The 22751-nt window shown below is 54.9% G+C and carries 21 protein-coding genes; 8 read left to right on the top strand and 13 right to left on the bottom strand.

The genetic code is table 11. The features are described 5' to 3' along the window. Positions 1–101 precede the first annotated feature (101 nt). The 3 genes from AC5Q5A_RS15400 to AC5Q5A_RS15390 all read right to left on the bottom strand — a co-directional run bounded on the left by AC5Q5A_RS15400 (position 102) and on the right by AC5Q5A_RS15390 (position 3562). Positions 102–1649, bottom strand: a complete 1548-nt coding sequence (locus AC5Q5A_RS15400; protein ID WP_493895820.1) for a cryptochrome/deoxyribodipyrimidine photo-lyase family protein — start codon at positions 1647–1649, stop codon at positions 102–104. Between the two features lie 236 nt (positions 1650–1885). Next, positions 1886–2050, bottom strand: coding sequence for a DUF1127 domain-containing protein (locus AC5Q5A_RS15395; RefSeq protein WP_008891829.1), 165 nt, complete (start codon positions 2048–2050; stop codon positions 1886–1888). Positions 2051–2359: 309 nt separating this feature from the next. Further along, positions 2360–3562, bottom strand: coding sequence for an adenylate/guanylate cyclase domain-containing protein (locus AC5Q5A_RS15390; RefSeq protein ID WP_493895819.1), 1203 nt, complete (start codon positions 3560–3562; stop codon positions 2360–2362). 266 nt (positions 3563–3828) lie between these two features. On the opposite strand from AC5Q5A_RS15390, the gene AC5Q5A_RS15385 reads away from it, so the two are divergent. The 4 genes from AC5Q5A_RS15385 (at position 3829) to AC5Q5A_RS15370 (ending at position 8094) form a co-directional block, all read left to right on the top strand. Then, the gene (locus tag AC5Q5A_RS15385; protein WP_063086948.1) at positions 3829–5091 is read left to right on the top strand and encodes an ABC transporter substrate-binding protein; all 1263 of its coding nucleotides are present in this window, start codon (positions 3829–3831) and stop codon (positions 5089–5091) included. 97 nt (positions 5092–5188) lie between these two features. After that, entirely contained in the window at positions 5189–6097 is a 909-nt protein-coding gene (locus tag AC5Q5A_RS15380) for a carbohydrate ABC transporter permease (RefSeq protein ID WP_493895818.1), read from the top strand. Then, entirely contained in the window at positions 6090–6977 is an 888-nt protein-coding gene (locus tag AC5Q5A_RS15375) for a carbohydrate ABC transporter permease (protein WP_063086947.1), read from the top strand. Before AC5Q5A_RS15380 ends, AC5Q5A_RS15375 begins: the two co-directional genes overlap by 8 nt. 4 nt (positions 6978–6981) lie before the next feature. Beyond that, positions 6982–8094 carry an ABC transporter ATP-binding protein gene (locus AC5Q5A_RS15370; protein ID WP_064782009.1) on the top strand — a complete coding sequence of 371 codons (1113 nt, stop codon included), beginning with the start codon at positions 6982–6984 and terminating at the stop codon, positions 8092–8094. Positions 8095–8175: 81 nt separating this feature from the next. Here AC5Q5A_RS15370 and AC5Q5A_RS15365 read toward each other — a convergent pair whose 3' ends face one another. From AC5Q5A_RS15365 to AC5Q5A_RS15355, 3 genes are all read right to left on the bottom strand, one after another. After that, on the bottom strand, positions 8176–9675 hold the full coding sequence (locus tag AC5Q5A_RS15365; protein ID WP_063086945.1) for a sensor histidine kinase: 1500 nt from the start codon (positions 9673–9675) through the stop codon (positions 8176–8178). Between the two features lie 8 nt (positions 9676–9683). Continuing rightward, on the bottom strand, positions 9684–10418 hold the full coding sequence (locus tag AC5Q5A_RS15360) for a response regulator (protein ID WP_493895837.1): 735 nt from the start codon (positions 10416–10418) through the stop codon (positions 9684–9686). Positions 10419–10580: 162 nt separating this feature from the next. Further along, positions 10581–12176 carry a choice-of-anchor I family protein gene (locus tag AC5Q5A_RS15355; protein WP_493895817.1) on the bottom strand — a complete coding sequence of 532 codons (1596 nt, stop codon included), beginning with the start codon at positions 12174–12176 and terminating at the stop codon, positions 10581–10583. 194 nt (positions 12177–12370) lie between these two features. On the opposite strand from AC5Q5A_RS15355, the gene AC5Q5A_RS15350 reads away from it, so the two are divergent. Genes AC5Q5A_RS15350 through AC5Q5A_RS15340 form a run of 3 tightly spaced genes read left to right on the top strand, consistent with a single transcriptional unit; the run spans position 12371 to position 13924 of the window. After that, on the top strand, positions 12371–13417 hold the full coding sequence (locus AC5Q5A_RS15350; protein WP_493895816.1) for an NAD(P)/FAD-dependent oxidoreductase: 1047 nt from the start codon (positions 12371–12373) through the stop codon (positions 13415–13417). A 28-nt stretch (positions 13418–13445) separates the two neighbouring features. Further along, positions 13446–13640: a DUF2256 domain-containing protein gene (locus AC5Q5A_RS15345; RefSeq protein ID WP_493895815.1), complete on the top strand. Its 195-nt coding sequence runs from the start codon at positions 13446–13448 to the stop codon at positions 13638–13640. Then, positions 13637–13924 carry a DUF3253 domain-containing protein gene (locus AC5Q5A_RS15340; protein ID WP_493895814.1) on the top strand — a complete coding sequence of 96 codons (288 nt, stop codon included), beginning with the start codon at positions 13637–13639 and terminating at the stop codon, positions 13922–13924. The genes AC5Q5A_RS15345 and AC5Q5A_RS15340 overlap by 4 nt, the downstream gene beginning before the upstream one ends. 6 nt (positions 13925–13930) lie before the next feature. Here the strand turns inward: AC5Q5A_RS15340 and pgi are convergent, their stop codons facing one another. Then, positions 13931–15580 (bottom strand): glucose-6-phosphate isomerase, encoded by a 1650-nt coding sequence (gene pgi, locus AC5Q5A_RS15335; protein WP_493895813.1) that lies wholly within the window; start codon positions 15578–15580, stop codon positions 13931–13933. Positions 15581–15729: 149 nt separating this feature from the next. Further along, on the bottom strand, positions 15730–16689 hold the full coding sequence (locus tag AC5Q5A_RS15330; protein ID WP_493895812.1) for a PfkB family carbohydrate kinase: 960 nt from the start codon (positions 16687–16689) through the stop codon (positions 15730–15732). 261 nt (positions 16690–16950) lie between these two features. Here AC5Q5A_RS15330 and AC5Q5A_RS15325 point away from each other — a divergent pair, with 261 nt between their 5' ends. Next, complete coding sequence (locus AC5Q5A_RS15325; RefSeq protein ID WP_493895811.1) at positions 16951–17319, top strand: cupin domain-containing protein; 369 nt, start codon at positions 16951–16953, stop codon at positions 17317–17319. A gap of 42 nt (positions 17320–17361) precedes the next feature. On the opposite strand, the gene AC5Q5A_RS15320 is transcribed toward AC5Q5A_RS15325, so the two are convergent. The 5 genes from AC5Q5A_RS15320 to AC5Q5A_RS15300 all read right to left on the bottom strand — a co-directional run bounded on the left by AC5Q5A_RS15320 (position 17362) and on the right by AC5Q5A_RS15300 (position 22689). Next, positions 17362–17955: a tyrosine phosphatase family protein gene (locus AC5Q5A_RS15320; RefSeq protein ID WP_286791196.1), complete on the bottom strand. Its 594-nt coding sequence runs from the start codon at positions 17953–17955 to the stop codon at positions 17362–17364. A gap of 123 nt (positions 17956–18078) precedes the next feature. Continuing rightward, positions 18079–19050, bottom strand: a complete 972-nt coding sequence (gene speB, locus AC5Q5A_RS15315) for an agmatinase (RefSeq protein ID WP_044826814.1) — start codon at positions 19048–19050, stop codon at positions 18079–18081. Between the two features lie 66 nt (positions 19051–19116). After that, positions 19117–20622: an aldehyde dehydrogenase gene (locus tag AC5Q5A_RS15310; RefSeq protein WP_493895810.1), complete on the bottom strand. Its 1506-nt coding sequence runs from the start codon at positions 20620–20622 to the stop codon at positions 19117–19119. A 93-nt stretch (positions 20623–20715) separates the two neighbouring features. Further along, complete coding sequence (locus AC5Q5A_RS15305) at positions 20716–21264, bottom strand: cupin domain-containing protein (RefSeq protein WP_008891846.1); 549 nt, start codon at positions 21262–21264, stop codon at positions 20716–20718. 42 nt (positions 21265–21306) lie between these two features. Then, a complete protein-coding gene (locus AC5Q5A_RS15300) occupies positions 21307–22689 on the bottom strand; it encodes a glutamine synthetase family protein (protein WP_008891847.1) in 1383 nt (460 codons plus the stop codon). Between the last annotated feature and the right edge of the window lie 62 nt (positions 22690–22751).

Genomic DNA, 22751 nt, shown 5'->3' with positions numbered 1-22751 from the left:
ACAAAAAGCGCGATCTGATCGCACAGGGCGACGCGTTCTTAAGCAAACTTGATGATGGCAAGCTTGATACCGGATCAGAACAAGGCAGCCTTTTCTAAGGATCAGAAATCAAACGTGATCTGTTGATCGGATTTATCGCGCCCGGCCGGTGGTCGTTTCTGTTTAAATGTTCGGCTGCCATGCTGCTTGACGATTTGCTGTGCCTGATCGCGGAAATCATCGTTTTTGCGAATGGCCCAGATGTTGGTGCGGGCATGTCGGGCGGCGGCCATATGATCAACAATCGGTGCTGGATAATGTTTTCCGATCTCAACGCCCAGATCAATCTGTTCAATCGGGGCAAGACGCCAGGGTTCGTGAATGAAGGCGTCCGGAACGTTACGCAGTTCTGGCACCCAACGGCGTATGAACGCACCATCGGAGTCCTGATCATTGGATTGTTTGACCGGGTTATAGATGCGTGGCGTGTTGATCCCGGTCGTGCCTGATTGCATCTGGATTTGCGGGTAATGAATGCCGGGTTCGTAATCGACAAATTGCCGTGCGAGATGCAATGCGGGTTCGCGCCAATGTTGCCAGAGCTGATAGCTGACTAAGGCTGTCAGCATCGCGCGCATCCTGAAATTGATCCAGCCGGTGTGATCAAGGGCGCGCATGCAGGCATCGATAAACGGAAATCCGGTTTTGCCCGCTTTCCAGGCCAGAAGTCCCGGATCATTGGGATGATCAGGCCGCAAGCCATCATAGGCCGGGTGCAGGTTTTCGGTCTCGATCCCCGGTGTGGTTTCAAGCTTTTGGACGAAATGACAATGCCAGTGTAGCCGGCTTTCATACGCGCTTAGCGCCGAAAGAAATCCTTTGGGGCGATCTGTTGCAGGCATGGCATGGATATCGCGCCGTCTTTCACGCACAGCATGAATGATTTCGCGCAAGGATACCGTGCCATAGGAAATATGCGGACTTAGCCGTGAACAGCTTTCAAATGCGGTTCGGGGCGATGACATTTCGCGGTGATATCGTTGCCCGCGATATTCAAGGAAACTATAAAGCAGCCGCATCCCCGCGCGTCGCCCTCCACCCTGCGGGTCATTGCAAGGTGCGGAAAGGTGCGCAATCGGATTTTCGGGAATTGTTCCGGGATCAAGATCAACAGGTGGTGTTTGAAACAGCTCCTTCCCGGTCGGTGGGCTGGCAAAAAACGCCTGCCATGCACCGTGCCAGTGATCACGATCAAGCCTGCCACGAATAACGGCAAACTGCCTATGTTCTTGGAATGCAATGCCCATCTGGCGCGCCCAATCCGAAACAGCCAGATCGCGTTTGAACGTCCAGAGGTTGCCGGTTTCTGCGTGTGCATGAATGGCACGGATATCAAATGTGTCGGCGAGCCCAGCCAAGACATCAACAACATCGCCAACCCGCACGGTAAGGGATTGACCGAGCGCACGGGCATCAGACGCCAGTTCATACAGCGACGTTCGAATAAACTGCCAATGCCGCGCCGATGTGTCTGGCAGCCGCCAATAATCGGGCTCGACGACATAAAGCAACACAACCGGATATCCGGCAGCAATCGCCGCATTCAGCGCCGCATTGTCATGCAGACGCAGGTCGCGTTTTAACCAGACGATTGTGATGGGTGTGCGCATCAGCGCCACCCAACAACATCGGTTGGGTCAGGTGTGGTGGACAGACTTAAAATGCGGAAACAAACCAGCGGCATGCAAACGGAACTCGCGATCACAAGAACATTGCTTCCATACGCTGCGTGACTTTGTCCGGATTGGTTTAGCCTAGAAGCTACCCCAGAAACACAAAAAGCCGGACTTGTGTCCGGCTTCCGCATTGGCAATCCCGATTGACGGGTACCTATATGGTGCGAGCGTTATGCAATCGCGTCACGTGCTGCTTTACGAGCAACGTCTTTGATCTGCCACTGGGAAATCCCGACATCATCAAGATCGCGCTTATCAAGGCCGTAAAGTTCATTCGCGACCGAGCGTGCATAGGCCCAACGGCGAACAGCAACAAGAATACTGGACAGGAACATGTTGAACCTCCTTGGGTTACAATTTTGAATGCTGCCTTGGAGGTGACCTCCAACTGTCTGGCGCATTCATCAGCTTGCTTCGCGTTGCAATATGTCGAAATTCCACTTGGTCCTCAACCACCAAAAAATGCATATCATCTGTGCCGTTTATTCACAGATAAACACAGATCAACAAACCATACCCAACAATCCGTGGCTGATACGGCGATTAAGTATGATGTTTTGAGTTGAAATATACCTGAACGCGTATAGTGCAGCGCAGCATTTTCGCCAGATTTTCAGATCAAAACGCCCTGCCCCATGCCCTGCCTAGACGTTCCCCTCTGCAACCTTGGCAAAAGGCAAAGCCGATTGAAGGGCATGGACGGTAAGCGGCGCGGCAACGCCTTTGACTGCGAAGTCGCCACAGCAAACCGTCGGCTCGGTGATGTGGCTTGCCAGAACATCTGACATCAACAAGGGTGTGCCGATCTGTTTGGTCAGGCTTTCCAGACGGGCCGTCCGGTTTACCGCCACCCCCATCACGGTGAAATCCAGTCGATGGGTACCGCCGACATTGCCATAGACCACTTCGCCGTAATGAAGCCCGACACCAAAGCGAAGGATTGGCAGCCCTTCTTTCAAACGGTTGCGGTTGACATTTTCCAGATCGGCCAAGGCGGCCTCGGCCGCACGCACGGCATTTTCACAGACACTTTCGGCGGATTGATTGTTTTCCTGGGCAAAGACAATCAGCATCGCATCGCCAACAAACCGCAAAATCTCGCCCCCATGGGCGCGCACCGCACGTTCAACCGTTTCAAAATAGACATTAAGACTGTCAAGCAGCTGTTCGACCGACAGGGTTTCGGTCATAACCGTAAAATCGCGCACGTCACTGAACCAAAGGGCTGCACGAATGGTTTCACCGTCACCGCGACGAATATGGCCATGCATGACCCGCGCACCCGTGCGTTCGCCCAAATAGGTATCAAGCAACGAATGTTCGATCCGTTTGGTCACATGCAGTTCAAGCACCCCACCAACGTGCTCCAGCACCCGTTCAAAACAGGCGATTTCTGCGTCATCGAAACCGTCGGGCTGATCTGTCGCGATGGTCATCACGCACCAGCGGCCGCCACTGAACCGAATGCGGGTACAATAATAGTCGGTCAACCCCATGCCGATCAGTTCGCCGACGAGCGGGTGATGATCGGCCGGATTGACCCTGGCAAGGTGAATGCGCACCGGGCCACCATGCAGGTTAACGTCTTCGACCGGACTTCCGATGTAGGAACCGCTTTCATGAATGCCGTGGGTGGCCTCCCACAGACGTGCTCCGTGTTCCCGATCCCACAGAAACGACCAGACGGCGACTTGCGGATGGAGTGCCTCCATCGAGCAGCGCATGCGCGCAATATGAAATCCTTGGGCATTAATACGGGTCATCAGTTGGTCAAGGAAGGCATTTGCATCCTCGATCAGGCGGCCTTCTTTGGCAATCCAGTCGATAACAGGTGCGCTATTCCACATGGTCGACCTCTATTCCCCTGCTATCACATGATAATCACGACCAAATTCAATGCACTTATTCCGATGCGTCACAGCTTTAATGCCGACAAACGCCCTAATTGTTTTTGCTGCTCTGCAATATATTAACGATGTATATTGCCAATTTTGTAACAAAGTGTTTCAGTTCGCAATCTGGAAACGCCCTGTTACAGTTTTGTGGATGCATTGTGCCCCTTCTCGCAGCATGTTGTCGCTGCAAATGGTTAAAAGCCAGGGAGGAAACCTAGATGTATCTGCGCAAAACCATCCTCGCCACTGGTGTGGCGTTTTCTGCACTCGCGACTGCTAACTTTGCTCATGCCGAGCCGACCGCTGAAGTTCTGCACTGGTGGACTTCGGGCGGCGAAGCAAAAGCTGTCGCATCCCTTAAAGAAGATTTCGAAGCCAATGGCGGTACCTGGGTTGATAGCCCGGTCGCTGGTGGTGCTGGCGATGCAGCCATGACCGTTCTGCGTTCGCGCGTTCTGTCGGGTGATGCACCGGCTGCTGTTCAGCTTAAAGGTCCGGCAATTCAGGAATGGGCCGAACAGGGTGCCCTTGCTGATCTCAACGACGTTGCCGCTGCTGAAGGTTGGGATGACGTTATCCCGGCTGCGATCCAGGACGTTATGAAATACGAAGGCGACTATGTTGCTGTTCCGGTAAACGTACACCGCGTTGACTGGATCTGGGCAAACCCGACCCTTCTGGCAAAAGTTGGTGCCGATTCCGCACCGACCACCTGGGACGAGTTCAACGCCCTTGCTGACAAACTCCAGGCTGCAGGCATCACGCCGGTTGCCCATGGTGGTCAGCCGTGGCAGGACGCAACCGTCTTTGAAACCGTCGTTCTTGGCCTTGGCGGCCCAGAATTCTTCCAGAGTGCTCTGGTTGATCTCGACGAAGACGCACTGAACTCCGACACCATGAAAGCGGTGTTTGACCAGATGCGCAAAATCCGCGGTTATGTCGATGCCGACTTCCCGGGTCGTGACTGGAACCTTGCAACCGCAATGGTCATGAATGGCGAAGCCGCCATGCAGATCATGGGTGACTGGGCAAAAGGCGAATTCCTTGCTGCTGGCAAAGTACCGGGCAAAGACTTCATCTGTGCAGCAACCCCGTCTGAAAACGGCTACCTGTTCAACGTTGACAGCTTTGCCATGTTCAACGTTTCGGGCGACGACAAGGTCGCAGGCCAGAAACTGCTTGCCGAACTGATTGTTGGCGAGAAGTTCCAGGAAACCTTCAACCTTCTCAAAGGTTCGATCCCGGCACGTTCAGGCGTTTCGCTTGATAAGTTCGACGATTGCGCCAAGAAGTCCGAAGCTGACCTCCAGGCCGCACAGGAAGCCGGTGGTTTCCTTCCGTCCATGGCACATGGCATGGCACTGCGTGGCCATCTTGCAGGTGCGATCGTTGACGTCGTGACCGCACATTTCAACTCCGACATGTCGTCTGACGAAGCCGTCTCGCGTCTGGTCGAAGCTGTTGAACTGGCCAAAGACTAATCTCATCTGATCAGTACAATCTGAGATATGAGCAATTTGCAGGCCCCGGAATTTCCGGGGCCTGTTTCCCACTCATTTAACTTTTGAGGCAAAGGTTATGGGGGCTTCTCAAAGCACCGAAAGCAACCTGACGGCCAGCATCCAGCGTCATCTGTCCAAGATCGTTGTTGCACCGTCCTTTGCTGCGTCCCTGTTTTTTGTCTACGGGTTCATCCTGTGGACCGGCTATATGGCGTTTTCGAAGTCGCGCATGCTTCCCGTCTGGGATTGGGCCGGGCTGCGACAGTATGAACGCCTGTGGCAGATGGAACGCTGGCATGTTGCCATTGAAAACCTGTTGATCTTTGGCGGTCTGTTTATTGTGACCTGCCTGTTCATCGGGTGCCTTCTGGCAGTTCTTCTTGATCAGCGTATTCGCGCCGAAGGTGCGCTTCGCACGATCTTCCTTTATCCGATGGCCCTGTCCTTCATCGTGACAGGTACTGTCTGGAAATGGCTTCTTAATCCGGGCCTTGGCCTTGAAAGCATGATGCATGACCTCGGCTGGACGAGCTTCAAGTTCGACTGGCTGGTCAATTCGGACATGGCGATCTACACGGTTGTGATCGCTGCAGTCTGGCAAGCATCCGGCTTTGTGATGGCAATGTTCCTTGCGGCATTGCGCGGCGTCGATCAGGACATCATTCGCGCAGCCTATATGGACGGTGCCAGCCTGCCCCGGATCTATTTCGGTATCATCATCCCGTCGATCCGCCCGGTTTTCCTGAGTGCGATCGTCGTTCTGGCCCACCTCGCTGTCAAAAGCTTTGACCTTGTCATTGCGCTTACCGGTGGTGGCCCGGGCTATTCATCCGATCTTCCGGCAACCTTCATGTACACGATGGCCTTCCAGCGTAACCAGCTTGGTGTTGGTGCGGCCAGTGCCATGATGATGCTGGCGACCGTTATGGCGATCATTGTGCCGTATCTGTATTCCGAACTGCGCGGAGGCAAGAAAAATGGCTGATATTCAGACCTACAGCCACGACGCAGGCTGGAAACACACGGTTCTGCGCGGGTTGCTGTATCTTATTCTGATCCTGTTTGCGGCCTACTACCTTTTCCCGCTGATCGTCATGATTTCGACGTCGTTGAAATCACTTGACGAAATTCGTGAAGGGTCGCTGATTTCGCTGCCGCGCGTGGTGACGTTTGATGCATGGAACTATGCATGGAACGAAGCCTGCGTTGGCGTCGAATGTACCGGGATCAAAATCTATTTCTGGAACTCGGTCAAAATGGCGATCCCCGCTGTTCTGATTTCGACCTTCCTTGGTGCGATCAACGGTTATGCGCTGACCAAGTGGCGGTTCAAGGGTGCAAACATCGTCTTTGCCCTGCTGCTGTTTGGTTGCTTCATTCCGTTCCAGGTTGTTCTGCTGCCGATGTCACAGGTTCTTGGCAAGCTTGGTCTTGCCAGTTCGACCCCGGGCCTTGTTCTGGTCCACGTCGTTTACGGCCTGTGCTTCACCACCCTGTTCTTCCGGAACTACTACGTTTCGATCCCGGATGAACTGGTCAAGGCAGCCACCATTGACGGTGCCGGGTTCTTCACCATTTTCTGGCGCATTATTCTGCCGATCTCGACCCCGATCATCGTGGTTTCGGTCATCTGGCAGTTCACCCAGATCTGGAACGACTTCCTGTTCGGTGCCTCGTTCGCTTCTGGCGCAAACGCACCGATGACCGTCGCACTCAACAATATCGTCAACACCACGACCGGCGTGAAACAGTACAACGTTGATATGGCAGCAGCCCTGCTGACCGGCCTTCCGACGTTGCTGGTTTATGTTCTCGCTGGCAAATACTTCGTCCGCGGCCTGACCGCCGGCTCGGTGAAGGGATAAGCAAATGGCATCACTCACCCTCGATAAAGTTCGCAAGGCTTTTGGCCCTGTCGAAGTTCTCAAGGAAATCAATCTGGCGATTGACGATGGCGAGTTTCTCGTCCTTGTCGGTCCGTCCGGTTGCGGCAAATCGACCCTTCTGAACCTGATTGCAGGTCTGGAAACAGCCACCGACGGGGAAATCCGCATCGGGGATCGCGTTATCAACGACGTGCATCCCAAAGACCGTAACATCGCCATGGTGTTCCAGTCCTATGCGCTTTACCCGAACATGACGGTGCGCAAGAACATCACCTTTGGCCTCGAAATCCGTGGCGTTTCCAATCAGGAACGCGACAAGGCCGTTGCCGATGTTGCCAAACTGCTTCAGATCGAAGCACTTCTGGATCGCAAACCGTCCCAGCTTTCGGGTGGTCAGCGTCAACGTGTGGCCATGGGCCGCGCGCTTGTCCGTGATCCGGATATCTTCCTGTTTGACGAACCGCTTTCGAACCTTGATGCGAAACTGCGTGTCGACATGCGCACCGAGATCAAGAAGCTGCATCAGCGTCTTGGCTCGACCATCGTTTATGTCACCCACGATCAGATCGAAGCCATGACTTTGGCGTCGCGCATCGCGGTGATGAAAGACGGTATCCTCCAGCAGTTCGATACGCCGCAGAACATCTATGAACGCCCGAACAACATGTTTGTTGCTGGCTTCATCGGATCGCCGTCGATGAACTTCATTGATGCGACCCTGACCGAAGACAACGGCAAGCTGGCCCTGACCATCCCGCGCGATGGCAACCCGATTGTCCTGCCGCTGTTTGAGGCGCCGGAAAGCTACCGTGGTTATATCGGCAAGGATGTCGTGTTCGGCATTCGTCCCGAAGCCCTGACCCACAAACGTACCGGGTCGGACGAACCGGGCAGCCAGTATGTCAATTTCGACAGCAAGGTCGAAGTGATCGAACCGACCGGTGCCGACACCATGACCGTGATCGAAATCGCCGGTAAGGAAATCGTGGCGCGCGTCCGTCCGGACCGTCAACCGAAACCGGGCGAGAGCATGACGTTCTCGGCCGACATGTCTCAGATCAGTCTGTTTGACCCGGATACCGAGTTGCGGATCTGATCTGATTGGCGGGTGGTTCTGGGGGCCACCCGCCATTCTTCTTTTTGGGCCCTGCTCTGCCCTGCACTTGGCGGGATGGCCTCAAACCCTGCGCGGCAGGGACACGATAACTTCCAGACCTTTACCCGGCATATTGCGCAACTCGATGCGCCCGTCATGGGCATCAATGACCGTTTTCACAATCGACAGCCCAAGGCCACTGCCCCCGGTGCTGCGCGCCCGCGATCCTTCAACGCGGTAAAACGGCAGGAACACCTTATCCTGATGCTCAACCGGAATCCCGGGCCCTTCGTCCCGGATGGTGACCAGCACGGTATCTGCTGTGGCTTCGAGGCTGACATTGGCGCGATGGCCGTATTTCAGGGCATTTTCAATCAGGTTGGTAAAGGCACGCTTTAACGTACCCGGACGGCAAGACAACCGGATGCTGCGCTTGCCCTCAAAGGAATGGGCATCATCATTGCCGCCGAACACCGTATGGACCGAGCTGAACTGCAAGGGTTGTGGCCCGGCAAAGCTTACGGGGCGGCCAAGATCGGCGTAATCGTCACATATGGCCTCTAGCACGGAAATGAAATCAACCGTGCGCTCTTCTTCCTTGGCGATCCAGTCACCGAGGAAATCAAGCGCGTCATTGAGAAGACTGTCCATTTCATCAAGATCACGCAAAACGGTTTCACGCAGTTCATCATTTTCAATGAATTCGGCGCGCAGCCTTAACCGCGTGCTGGGTGTGCGCAAATCGTGCGAAATGGCGGCCAGCATCCGGGTGCGATCGCCCAGCATCCGTGAAATGCGTTCGCGCAAATCGTTATAGGCCGCGGCCATTGATCGCGCCTCGGTCGGTCCGCGTTCCTCCACCGGTGGGCCGCTGACATCATCGGCGTGATCAATGATCGCACGTGTCAGGCGCTTGAACGGGCCTGCCAACAAATCGGCAAGCCCGGCAAACACGACAAGAACCGCCGCCACCCCCATCAGGAACATCAGAAACACCAGCGACGGGGACGAATAATTCGCCCACAGCTCGTTATGGTGCACCAGAATGCGCTTGCCCGACGGCATCATGATTTCCACCTGTGCCTCAAGCCCCAGACGGGCAATTTCACGCGACAATTCGGCAAAGAACAGGCTGGGATTTTCGGTGGCCTCGATGGTGGCGCGCTGTTCGGCACTCAACCGACCGCGTTCGAAATGCACCTTGACCGAAGTCGGCCAGCCGGTATTGGCCAGACGGACCGGCATGGCGATATGCTGTGCGGGTCTGGAAAACAGCAACAAGGTCCCGACATCATCGGATGGCAGGATGCGCATTGTCATGCCATCGCGCGCAGCAATATCGATGATATTTTCTTCAAATTCCGGGTTTTCGGCAATCCGTACCAGTTCGCGAATGGTAAAGCCCAGCGTATAGGCCCGGCCAATGCGCTCATCCCGCTCGATCACGTAATAGGATGCCATGGCGCTAAGGGCTGCAATGATCAGTCCGCCCAGCATCATCAAAAGAAAGATACGCCCGCCCAGCGTGCGCGGCTTGTAGCGGCGCATATAGTTGCTGAATTTTGCGAACATATCGGCCATGGGTCGGCCTAAATCGTTTGGGTGTCGGCGCAGAACTGATAGCCGATGCCGCGCACTGTCTTGATCAGTTTCGGGTTCTTGGCATCTTTTTCGATCTTGCGGCGCAGGCGGCTGATCTGGATATCGATGCTGCGATCAAACGGAAGCGAGCTTTGCCCGCGTACAATATCAACAAGCTGTTCACGCGAAAGCGCCCGTTTGTTGTTCTTGACCAGAGCCAGAAGCAACGAAAACTCGCCCGTCGACAGGTGCACGGCGACATTATCGGCGTCGCGCAATTCGCGTGACCCGATATCAAGCGTCCAGTCGCCAAAAATGATCTTGTGCGCCGGGGCGACTTCGTTATCAGACGGCCCAACCGCCCCGGTTTCAAAGCGCCGGAACACAGCACGGATACGGGCCAGCAATTCACGCGGGTTAAACGGCTTGGTCAGGTAATCATCCGCACCAAGTTCAAGGCCAAGAATACGGTCAGTATCCTCGCCCACCGCGGTCAGCATGACAATCGGCACCTTGGATGTCCGTCGAACATCCCGGCACAGCGCAAAGCCGTCCTCGCCCGGCAACATGATATCAAGAATCACCAGATCGATTTTCCAGTCGCGCAGCGCACGATGCATTTCATTGCCGTCGGACACGGTGGTAATGCGAAAACCGTGTTGCAACAGGAACTTCTTCAAAAGCTTCTGGATTTCCTGGTCGTCATCAACGACCAGAATATGTGGTTCACGTCGCGTCGTCAGTGTCCCGAACTCCCCTGATATTCATCGGCCATGTCCCCGACCGCGGCGGGAGTTTAGTCGATATCGCCACCGGTTTGAACCGTTTTCCATCTGGCGTTTAAAAAGGAAAAAGCCGGGCAATGCCCGGCTTCCCCATATCCAACAATCAAGGCTGTAATCGGGTTACTTCAGGTCATAAACCTTGGTGCTACCAGATACTTCCGATGCCACCACCAGCATTGCATTGCCGGTCGGGCTGTCCTTGGCATCAACAAACTGCAGGCCTTCGGGGGCCAGTTCACCGGCAGTATCATTTTCCGGATTGCCGGAGAAACGACGATCACTGTGATAGGTGACGAATTGCGGGTTGGTCGGGTTGGTCAGATCATAGATCATGAAGCCCCCCTGACGTTCCAGCCCGATAAAGGCATAGGGCGTGCCGTTAACATAACCACTTGCAATGCCTTCTGGCTCCGGGCCCTTGTCATCGGAGCGGTTGTCACGGCTGTAGTTTTCAGTATCCGAGGAATTGAAAACGTTGGGATAGTTCGCCGCCAATATCTGCTCAAACGCATCACCACTGTCAAAGACCATTTCACCGTCTGCATCCAGCACCGAGAACGACCGTGCGCCATAGCTATAGATGACATCGAAATCACCATCGCCATCAACGTCACCCTGCGCGGTTGTGGTCTTCAAACGACCAAGATTTTCATCCTTTTGCAGGGTGCTTGCCGTCGGGAAGGCCACCGGATCAAGGGTCAGTTTGCCAACGCGGGTTTCTTCGCTGTAACCGTCATAGTCGCGTGAATCGCCTTCGTTGGCGATCAGGACCCATTCCTTGCCATCAATATTGATCGCATCGATGGTGTCAGGCATGAACATGCCCATCACCGGCCAAGTGCGGATATTGATCTTGCCGTCCTTGTCGCTGGCATCGAATGCATGGACCGAATGATCTTTAAAGCCAAGACCGGCGACGTTTTTGACTGTTGCGGTTTCGATATCGATAATCGCAACCGCGTTGTTTTCCTGCAGCGACACATAGGCGGTTTTGCTGTCCTTGGAGACGGCGATATATTCCGGCTCCACGTCCTGTGCCACGCTTGAAGCACCCGGATTGGACGTCCGCATACCATGGGGCAGCTTGCCATCATTCAGGAACTTGAAATCAATCGTGCGGACGTCATCATCGGACAAGTTTTCTGCACCACCGGCCATGGAAATGATCGAAACACTACCTTCCGGATCATTGGTGAATGCGTCATTGGGTTCGCCTTCGTTTGCGACCAGAACATATTTCCCATCCGGGGAAAACTTGATCATGTCGGGCAATGCGCCAACGGTGACCGCTGAAATGAACCCGCCATCAGTGTCAAAGAAAACGGCCTGACCCGGTGCCTGCTTATCGATGTTTTCGACGGCCACTGCGACAACGCCATTTTTGATTGCAACACTGTTGGCACCCTTGCCCCAGGTGGAAAGATCAATCGCAGCGATCTTGGTCAGTTCGGACGGATCGGACATATCAAGAATATCGACCACCTTGTCCGCGCCATTGACGACAAAGATGCGCTTTGAAACCGGATCAAATGCCGGAATTTCCGCCGCACTTTCATCTAGCATCCCGGTACGATATTCGCCCATCGGCACAATCGTGATCGGATGCGCACCCGCATTCATGACGTCACCCGCCATCTTGGTTTGGTTGGGTGCCGTGCCTGCACAGGCTGTCAGAAGCAACGAAACAGCGGCTGTCGCCATCAATGAAGAACGCATGTTTTCCCCTTGGAATAACCGTAATCAAAGCAGGCAGACTGCGTGTTTGTTGTAACGGTTTCATGACCCGGTCGTGACAGTTTCATAAATTTCTTATCGGTGGGACTGCTCCAATCCCGGTCTGGTTTCGTATCGAAAATATAACTTGAAACAATCCGTCGGGACTTGCCCCGCGACCCAGACAGGAGCCACACATGCCACGGATGTCAAACGTGAATATTGCGATCATTGGTGCCGGAATGGCGGGCCTAAAGGCGGCCAGCACGCTGCACCGCATTGGCATGAACGTAACGGTTTTTGAAAAAAGCCGCGGCCTTGGCGGGCGTCTGGCGTCACGGCGCACCGACTTTGGTCATTTCAATCATGGTGCGCAATATGTGACGGCGCGTGATCCCGGCTTTAATGCGTTTTTGCAAGAAGCAACCGAGTTTAACGCGGCCCAGAACTGGTCACCCAACCTGCATCGCGGCACGCCCGCCCCGGCGCAATCGGGTGCTGCACTTTCACCGATCGCGCGCCATGTCGGCAATCTTGCCGAAGAGCCCTGGTATCAGGGCGCACCACAGATGAACAAACTGATCCGCCCACTGGTCGACACATTCCCGATCCAGAAACAACACCGCATTGTCGGCATCGAGCCATCCGGCCCGCGCAGTTTTATGCTCCATGATGATCTGGACGGGACTTACGGCCCGTTTGACGGTGTGATCGTCACCGCGCCTGCCCCGCAAACTGCCGATCTTTTGCGCCCGCTTGCCCCGCGCTATGCCCCGATTGACGAGGTTGTCATGGCGCCGTGCTGGGCAGTGATGGCCGCCTTTGAAAGCCCACTTCCGACCGGCTTTGACGCGATGCTGTATCCCAGTCCCGAAATCAGCTGGGCCGCGCGCAGCAGCCAGAACGATGACATGTTCCACCGTCGCACACCCGATCCGTGGGTCCTGCATGCCAGCCCGGAATGGTCACGTCACCATCTTGAGGAAGACAAGGACCGCGTGATTGAAAAGCTGTTGGCCGCCCTTCGTGATGTCAGCGGTGTGAAACTGCCAGAACTTCATTCGGTGCAAGCCCATCGTTGGCGCTATGCGCGGACTGAATTGCCGCTTGGCAAAAGTCACCTTAACGGCATGAACGGCCGGGTGATTGCCGCAGGGGACTGGTGCCTTGGCGCACGGGTCGAGGCGGCCTGGCGCAGTGGCAGATCGGCGGCACATGCCATGGTCGAAGCCCTGATCGGATAATCGGTAAACGTGATCCGAACACAGTATCATGCCGAAAAATGCCAATGGACATCGCCACAGCAAATCAGACCTGCCGCAAAAAACCTGTGTGACATGCGCGCGCCCGTTTAACTGGCGGCGCAAATGGAAGGATTGCTGGGACGAGGTTCAATATTGCTCTGACCGGTGCCGACGCCAACGAAAGCAGCCTGCAAAAACGAACATGCAGGACCAGTTATCATGATGTTTGACCGAAAAGACGAAGATCAACCAACCTATGCCATCCTGCGCCAGCGCGTGATTGATCTGGCAACACAGCGCGGGCCCGACAAAACGATATGCCCGTCCGAGGTTGCCAAAACCTTTGGCTCCTACTGGCGGGATTTGATGCCGCGCGTGCATCAGGTCGCAGAACAACTATGTGCCGAACGCAAACTGACATTTGAAAAGGGCGGCATCAGCCATGGCCCAAACCGCCCTTCAGGTAACTATCGATTGCGCATCGTCGCTGATGATCAGGACGACTAAGCCAGCTTATGAGCCACGCAATGCATGCAGCCGTTTGATCAGGCCTGCGGTCGATGCATCACGCGTACCGGCATCTTCCTTGCCCTCGACCATCGGAAGCAGTTCCTTGGCAAGCTGCTTGCCAAGTTCAACCCCCCACTGGTCATAGGAATTGACGTTCCAGATGATGCCCTGAACAAAGATTTTATGTTCATACATCGCGACCAGTCGGCCAAGGGTGAAGGGATCCAGTTGCTTATAGAGGATCATGGTGCTGGGCTTGTTACCATCAAACACCTTTTGCGGTGCGAGCACATCAATCTCGGCCGGTGATAGGTCACTACCAGAAAGCTCTTTGCGGACTTCGACCTCGGTCTTGCCGCGCATCAACGCCTCGGCCTGTGCAAGGCAGTTCGACACCAGCTTGTCATGATGGTTGGCCAACGGATGCAGCGCATTGGCAGCCATAATAAAATCAACCGGGATCAGCTCCGTGCCCTGATGGATCAGCTGATAAAACGCATGCTGGCCGTTGGTGCCCGGTTCGCCCCAGATGATCGGGCCGGTTTCATAGGCAATCGGTTTGCCATCACGGGTCACAGACTTGCCGTTACTTTCCATATCGGCCTGCTGCAGATAGGCCGGCAGGCGCGACAGGTGCTGATCATAGGGCAGGATGGCCTGACTGGAAGCCCCAAGCACATTGCGATACCACACCCCGATCAGACCAAGGATCATTGGAATGTTGGTTTCAATCGGGGCAGTTTTGAAATGGTTGTCCATTGACTGCGCACCACGCAGCAATTCTTCGAACTTGTCATACCCAACAGCCAGAATGATCGGCAGACCGATTGCCGACCACAGGCTATAGCGCCCGCCAACCCAGTCCCAGAAACCGAATGCATTGTCGGTATCAATGCCAAATGCCGCGACCTTATCAAGGGCGGTTGAGACGGCAACGAAATGCTTGGCAACGGCGGCCTCGTCTTTGAGCATCCCGACAAGCCAGTCACGCGCGGAATAGGCGTTGGTGAGCGTTTCGTCGGTGGTGAAGGTTTTGGACGCGATGATGAAAAGCGTCGTTTCCGCATCAAGGAATTTCAGCGTATCGACAATATGCGCGCCATCAACGTTGGAGACGAAATGGCAGCGAATGCCATCGATTTGATATGGACGGAGCGCCTCGTTGACCATGACCGGGCCAAGGTCGGAGCCCCCAATACCGATATTAACCACATCGGTGATTTTCTTGCCGGTATGGCCTTTCCATTCGCCGGAATGGACGCGCGCCGCGAAGTCCTTCAAACGGGCAAGCACTTCCTTGACCGCCGGCATCACGTCTTCGCCGTCAACCTCGACCGGGCCACCATCAAGATTGCGCAGCGCCGTATGCTGGACCGCTCGGTTTTCGGTGACATTGATCCGATCACCATTAAACATCCGGTCGCGCCAACCTTCGACATTAGCCGCCTTGGCAAGCTCAACCAGAGCCGCCATCACATCATCGGTGATCAGGTTTTTGGAGTAATCAACAAACAGGTCATTGAGGGCCGCACTGTATCGTTCGAAGCGTGCAGGATCGTTGGCAAAGGCCTGACGCAGATTGAGCTTTTCGGAAACTTCCGCGCCCAGTTGATCGAGTTTATCCCAGCTTGCGGTCATTTTATCAGCAGACATACCACCCTCGGCCCATTCAAATTTATTCATAACAATACGGTGCTATCGCCAACAGGCTAACACGCGTTTCAAACCATGTGTGGGACAGTTTGCAGCTCGCGGCGGCAAGATTATGGCCGCCGCGTGATTTTTCATTTACGCCTGTGATCTTATCGGTTCGACAGAAAGTCTTCGACTTCTTTTTCCGTCGGCAATGCGTTGATGGCACCACGCTTGGTTGCCGTGATCGCGCCGACCGCATTGGCAAAGCGGCACGCGGCTGCAAGCTTGTCTTCGGACCCCAGAAGCTCCGGGTCCTTCAGCAGGCGCGACAGGAAGCCTGCCGTGCAGCCATCCCCTGCCCCGGTCGCATCAACCGCCGTGATTTCAAAGGACGGCACAAAACCATCAAACGCCGGTGTGATGTAACGTGATCCCTTGGGACCGTAAGTCACAATCATCGCACGCCACTGATCACACCACAGATCCTTGATGCCTTCTTCAAGGTCATCCTTGCCGGAAACAAAAGTGATTTCCTCGTCCGACATCTTGACGACATCGGCCTGACTGATCGCCAAACGCAGGATTTCACGTGCCTTTTCCGCACTCGGCCACAGCGGCAGGCGCAGGTTCGGATCACACGAAATGATCGCGCCGTTTTCACGTGCGATCTTGATCGCTTCAAGCGTTGCCGCGCGTGGGTCATCATCGATCATGCAAAGCGTTCCGTAATGGAACAGATCGGTTGATTTCAGCATGTCCTGATCAAGATCATCAATGCTGAGCAACATGTCGGCTGACGGGCTGCGATAGAATGAAAATTCGCGTTCCCCATCGGCACGCAGGGAGACGAATGCAAGCCCGGTCAGGGCTTCCTTGGTCAGGACAATGCCCGATGTATCGACATTGTCGGCCTTAAGGGTATCTACCAGAAAATGGCCAAAGGCATCATCGCCGAGTTTACCGATAAAACCGGTTTCAATACCCAGACGCTGCAAACCCACAGCCGCATTGCCCGGTGCGCCCCCAGCCGCCTTGGCAAAGGCCGGCGCATCGGCAAGGCCGGTTCCGGTCACGGTCGGAACAAAATCAATCAGCAGTTCCCCAAGACAAACAGCTTTGGCTGTCATGACGTTTCTCCGTTCGAATTGTCCGCAAATTCGGCGGATCAATAGTATGTGGTCTGTGGGACCCACCGCCTTTTAAATCGATTCAACGCGTCAGACAAATGCTAATCGAACGCGGCGTCGCATTCGCCAGCATATCGGCTTTTCACATTCTTGCGCAAAAGGCTTGGCCCAAAAAGATTAGGACTTCTGCGTGAAAATCGCCCCGGATATAAAGTCGCGAAATCAAAACCAAACCACACTAGCAGACAACAGGGCATTTTCATGAGCACACTCGTCGCACGCAATCTGATGCAAAGTTTTGATCAAATTACCGACTATTGGTCGCCAAAAGTCATTGGTGAAGTGAATGACCAATATCTCAAAATTGCAAAAGTAAAAGGCGAACTGGTCTGGCATGCCCATGACGAGGAAGACGAGCTTTTCCATATCGTCAAGGGGAGCCTGATCATCGAGTTCGAAGACCACAAGGTCGAACTGAGCGAAGGCGAATTCCTGACCATCCCCAAAGGGGTCATGCATAACCCGATTGCCAAGGAAGAGTGCTGGGTCCTGCTGATTGAAAGCAAATCGACCAAACACACCGGCAATGTTGTTACGGAAAAAACCAAAACCCTATCGCAGCAACTGTAAAGTCCACGAAGTTGCTGCGACAAAGTGCCTGTGGCGGGCGAATTACGTCTTCTGCAGGCCCTTGCCAAAGCCGACTTCGCGTTGGCGTTCAAGTTCGGTCATCCAGCGTTCGAACATCGCATCGCGCTCAAGCTGAATGGCGTAGTGGCGATGAAGGGCTGCGGTCAGGCGCCCCTCACGCCCGAGAAGTTCATCGGCAAAGGCGATCATCACCGAGTTCGGCCAGGCAATCGGGCGCATTTCGCGGATGGTGGTAAAGATGCTGTCTTCATCGCGGTCCGGCTCGCACTGTGCCATCAGGGTGATCATGGCGGCGGTCGAACGCGACACGCCCATGTGACAATGCACCAGCAAATGACCATCGCGACGATCCGCACGGCTTCCGATCAGGGTTTCGCCGTAGGCAAGGATGGCTTCGACATCGGTCTTGGTCGGGGCCGGACGGCCTTCCTTGTCCTCGATCACGTCATGGAAACGTAAAATAGTGCGTTCATGCGGATCAAAATTCGCGAATATGGTCGGGTCTTCGCGTTCGGGATCAAGGACTGACAGGACATGGGTCACACCATGGCTGCGATGGGTCGGCAGTTCGTCAATGCCGCAAATGGTCAGGCGCGAAATAGCAATTGGTTTCATTTCCTTGATCTCCTGTCTTCGTTTCTTTTTCTGACGGCTATCAGAGCACAGGAAAATGAAAAAACAAGGGCCGGTATCATGAAATAATACCGGCCCCGAAGATTTTCGATCTGAAATCGCAGATTACTTTGCGCGGTTAACCGCATGAATGTTCAACATTTCCCACGCCATGGTCGCACCGGCAAGCGATGTGATGTCCGAAACATCATAAGGCGGCGAAACTTCGACTACGTCACTGCCAATCAGGTTCACATGCCCCGCAAGACCACGCAGGATCGATACCGCCTGATGGCTGGTCAAGCCGCCCAGAACCGGCGTACCGGTGCCCGGTGCATAGCACGGATCAAGCCCATCAATGTCAAAGGTGATATAGGCCGGGTTGTCGCCAACCGTGGCCTTGATCTTTTCAACGATGGCATCAATCGACATCGACTGAACATCCGGGCCATACAGGATATTGAACCCGTGGGTCGATTCATTGTGGGTCCGAATACCGACCTGAATGGATTTTGACGGATTGACGATGCCCTTTTTGGCCGCGTGCCAGAACATGGTGCCGTGATCGATACGATCACCGTCATCTTCCCAGGTATCGGAGTGGGCATCAAACTGGATGAGTGAAATGCCATCACCGTACTTTTCGGCGTGTGCCTTCAGGATCGGATAGGTGATGAAGTGATCGCCACCGATGGTGAGCATCTTGGCACCGGACTGAACAATGTCACGTGCGTGATCTTCGATCATTTCCGGAAGCTTTTCCGGATGGCCCGGATCAATAACCATGTCGCCATAGTCAATCACTGCCATTTCGGCAAAGATATCACGCCCGGACGGGAAATGCGGTGCCCAGGCAAGGTTGGTCGATGCACGACGCACACCCTGCGGGCCGAGACGCGTACCCGGTCGGCTTGATGTTGCAAGATCATAAGGAATACCGGTGACAGCAACATCAATCCCATTGAGGTCGCGTGAATATCGGCGGCGCATGAAGGACAGCGCACCGGAATACATCGGCTCGCTGGTGTTCTGATGCACAGATTTTGCCGTAAAGGCGTTATCACCGCCCTTGGTGTCAATGACCCCGGTGCTGCTCATTTTTAAACCCTTCTCACTTCCCGTATCAAACCCGGACCGTCTGCCTGCCAGCGGTCGACGGAGTTCTTACGCGTCGCCCAGTGCAATCCAGGTCGACTTGATTTCACAATATTTGTCCAGCGCATGCAGCGAACGGTCGCGACCGGTACCGGACTGTTTGTAACCACCAAACGGCATGGTGATTGATCCACCGTCCCAGCAATTGACCCAGACAAGACCCGAACGCAGTTTCTTTGCGGTCATGTGTGCCTTGTTGATGTCGCGCGTCCAGACTGCTGCTGCCAGACCATATGGCGTATCATTTGCGGTCTGAACAGCCTCTTTCCAGTCCTTGACCGAAATAACCGACAGAACCGGGCCAAAGATTTCTTCCTTGGCAATCGTCATGTCGTTCTTGATGCCGTCAAACACGGTCGGCTCGACATAATACCCACCAGATTCGGTGCGAACCCGCTTGCCACCGGTGCGAAGGATACCGCCCTCGCTGGAGCCTTTTTCGATATAGCCCAGAACACGGTTCATCTGGCTTTCATCGACAATCGCGCCCATCTGGCTTTTCGGATCAAGCGGATCACCCGGTTGCATTTTTGCACCCGCGGCGACCACTTTTTCGATGAACTCGTCCTTGATGCTTTCTTCGACAATCAAACGCGAACCAGCCGTGCAGACCTCGCCCTGATTATAGAAGATACCGCCCGCGGCCGCCGCAGCAGCCGCATCCATATCCGGGCAATCGGCCAGAACGATGTTCGGGCTTTTGCCACCGCATTCCAGCCAGACACGCTTCATGTTCGACTGACCGGAATACTGCAAGAACAGCTTGCCGACTTCGCCCGACCCGGTAAAGGTCACGCAATCAACATCTTCATGCAGGCCAAGCGCCTTGCCCGCCGTCGGACCAAAGCCCGGCACAACGTTCAGAACGCCTTCGGGAATACCAGCCTCAACCGCGATTTCGGCGACACGGAGTGCGGTCAGTGGTGACTGTTCAGCTGGCTTGAGGATGATCGAGTTCCCCATCGCCAGGGCCGGGCCAAGCTTCCAGACCGCCATCATCAGCGGGAAGTTCCACGGCACAACGGCGGCAACCACGCCCAGCGGTTCACGGGTGATCATGCCGATTTCATTGGTGCCCGACGGGGAGATTTCGTCATAGATCTTGTCGATCGCCTCGGCGTACCAGCGGATGCATTTATAGGACAGCGGAATGTCATCGCGCGCAGCAAGCGTGATCGGCTTGCCCATATCAAGGCTTTCGAGAAGAGCCAGTTCGGCAGCGTTCTTTTCAAGCAGATCGGCGAAATGCAGCATGATCGCCTTGCGTTTTGCAGGGGCGGCTTCGGACCAGCTGCCTTTTTCAAACACCGCACGCGCCGATGCCACCGCACGATTGACGTCTTCGACGTCGCATTCGGCAACCTTGGTCAGCACCGACCCGTCACGCGGGCTGATGCAATCAAATGTCTTGCCGGATGCCGCATCGACATAGGCACCGTTGATGAACGCCTTGTTGCGAATATCAAGGGCGGCGGCCTGCGCGGTCAGCTGTTCAAAATTCATCGGATTGGTCATCGCAAGTCTCCTGACGGATGGCGCGTTTGGATTTTTCAAAGTTGATCATTGCACTTGGCACCTTGGTGGGCACTCTGGCAGCACGATCTGTCATCAATATGACGGTGGCGTCGCCGCACTGACGACTTCACATTCCCCGTCACCCACATTTCGAAAACGATGTGGAATTTCTGCATTGAAGTAATAGGCATCGCCGGGGCCAAGCACCTTGACCCGTTCACCCACCGTGACTTCAAGCTTGCCACGGACGACAACACCGGCTTCTTCGCCCTTCTGGACAATCAGGTTGTTACCGGTATCCCCGCCCGCAGGGTATGTTTCATGTAGCACGCGCAAATTACGGTCCTTGCGCGATGCCCCGACAAGACGCATCGACATCGTCCCGTCAGACAGTTCGACAAGATCTTCTTTCCTGAAAAAGATTTCTTCACCGGTATCAAGATCAATGGTGAAGAAATCAATCAGGCTCATGGGAATGCCGGCCAGAACCTTGGCCAGGCTATCAACAGACGGGCTGACCCGGTTCTGTTCAATCGTCGAGATCGTGCTGTTGGTCACACCGGCCCGGCGGGCCAGTTCACGCTGCGACAGCCCGTACATGCTGCGCACCGCCTTCAGACGATCCCCTACCTTTTGCGACATTCCCGTCTTTTCCCTGTCAAACTTTATTGTTGTTTTGTCTGGTTATACCGCGTCGAGATACCAGCGATATTCAAGCTGGGTCACTTCGGCAAAGAACTCGTCATATTCGGCACGGCGACAGATATCGAACACCTCGACAAAACGTTCGCCGAGGTATTCCTTGACGATATCGCCCTCGACAAAGCGATCGAGGGCCGAAATCATGCTGCGCGGAACAATTCGCCCGCCATGCTGTTCATAGCCGTTGCCAACGGTCGGCTCGCCCGGATCAAGCTTGTTCTTCATGCCATGATGCATGCCCGCCAAAACACACGCCAGAACCAGATACGGGTTGGCATCGGCACCCGACACGCGGTGCTCAACACGGGCAGCCTTCGGGCTGCCTGCCGGGATACGAAGGGCGACGGTACGGTTGTTCAAACCCCAGTTCGGCGACATCGGCGCATAGGCCTTGTTCTGGAACCGGCGGAAGGAGTTCGGGTTGGGTGCAAAGATCGCCATGCTTTCAAACATGCTTTCCTGCAGGCCACCAATCGCAAAGCGCAGATTGTCCGACACTTCCTCGTCACCCACCGGCGACAGAACGTTATTGTCATCCTTGTCGCGCAGCGACACATGAACATGCAGGCCATTGCCCGCCTGATCGGAATAGGGTTTTGCCATGAAGGTCGCAGTCACGCCGTGATCCCAGGCAATGCCCTTAACCACGCGTTTAAGCTGCATGGCGTGATCCGCCGCCATCATCGGATCGGTCACGTGACCAAGATTGATTTCAAACTGCCCCGGGCCTGCTTCGGCAACGATGGTATCGGCCGGAATGCCCTGACGGTTCAGTTCGGCAACCGCATCATGCAGGACTTTTTCAAAATCCTCGATCTGTTGCAGGCCATAAACCTGCACGCCATCAGACGCAATCCCACCACCAAGCGGCTGCGGCGGCAGTGGTGCGGCGGTTTCCTGGTTCTGATCGGCAAGATAGAATTCAAGCTCAAGTGCCACGGTCGGATAAAAACCATCAGCCGCCATGCGATCAACGACGCCCTGCAACACATTGCGCGGATCAGCAAAAAACTTGGTACCGTCAAGGTTATACAGGCTCATCATCACCTGTGCGAGCGGCAGTTCACCATAAGGCACACGGCAAAGGGTGCCCGGGATCGGTTTTGCCAGATTGTCCTGATCACCGCTCGACCAAAGAAGGCCCGTGCCTTCGGGGTTGTCCCCCGTGATATCAACCAGACACATCGAGCCCGGCAGCGTTACACCTTCGCTAAAGCTTTTAAGGAATTTCTGTTTGCTGATTCGCTTGCCGCGAAACACGCCGTTAATGTCGGGAATGAGCAACTCAACAAGTTCGACATCCGGATTTTCTTCAAAGAATCGTTGGGCTTCCGCCCTACTGTCTTCGACGAACGACTTGTTCATCGTCATATACTCCCAGAGAAGGCCTGTTATTAAACTGTAACGCATCGTGCCGCGCCGGATAG

The sequence above is a fragment of the Thalassospira sp. CA1 genome, assembly GCF_059052855.1.
The sequence above is the reverse complement of the archived record's forward strand: the minus strand, read 5'-3'. Positions and strand labels throughout refer to the sequence as shown.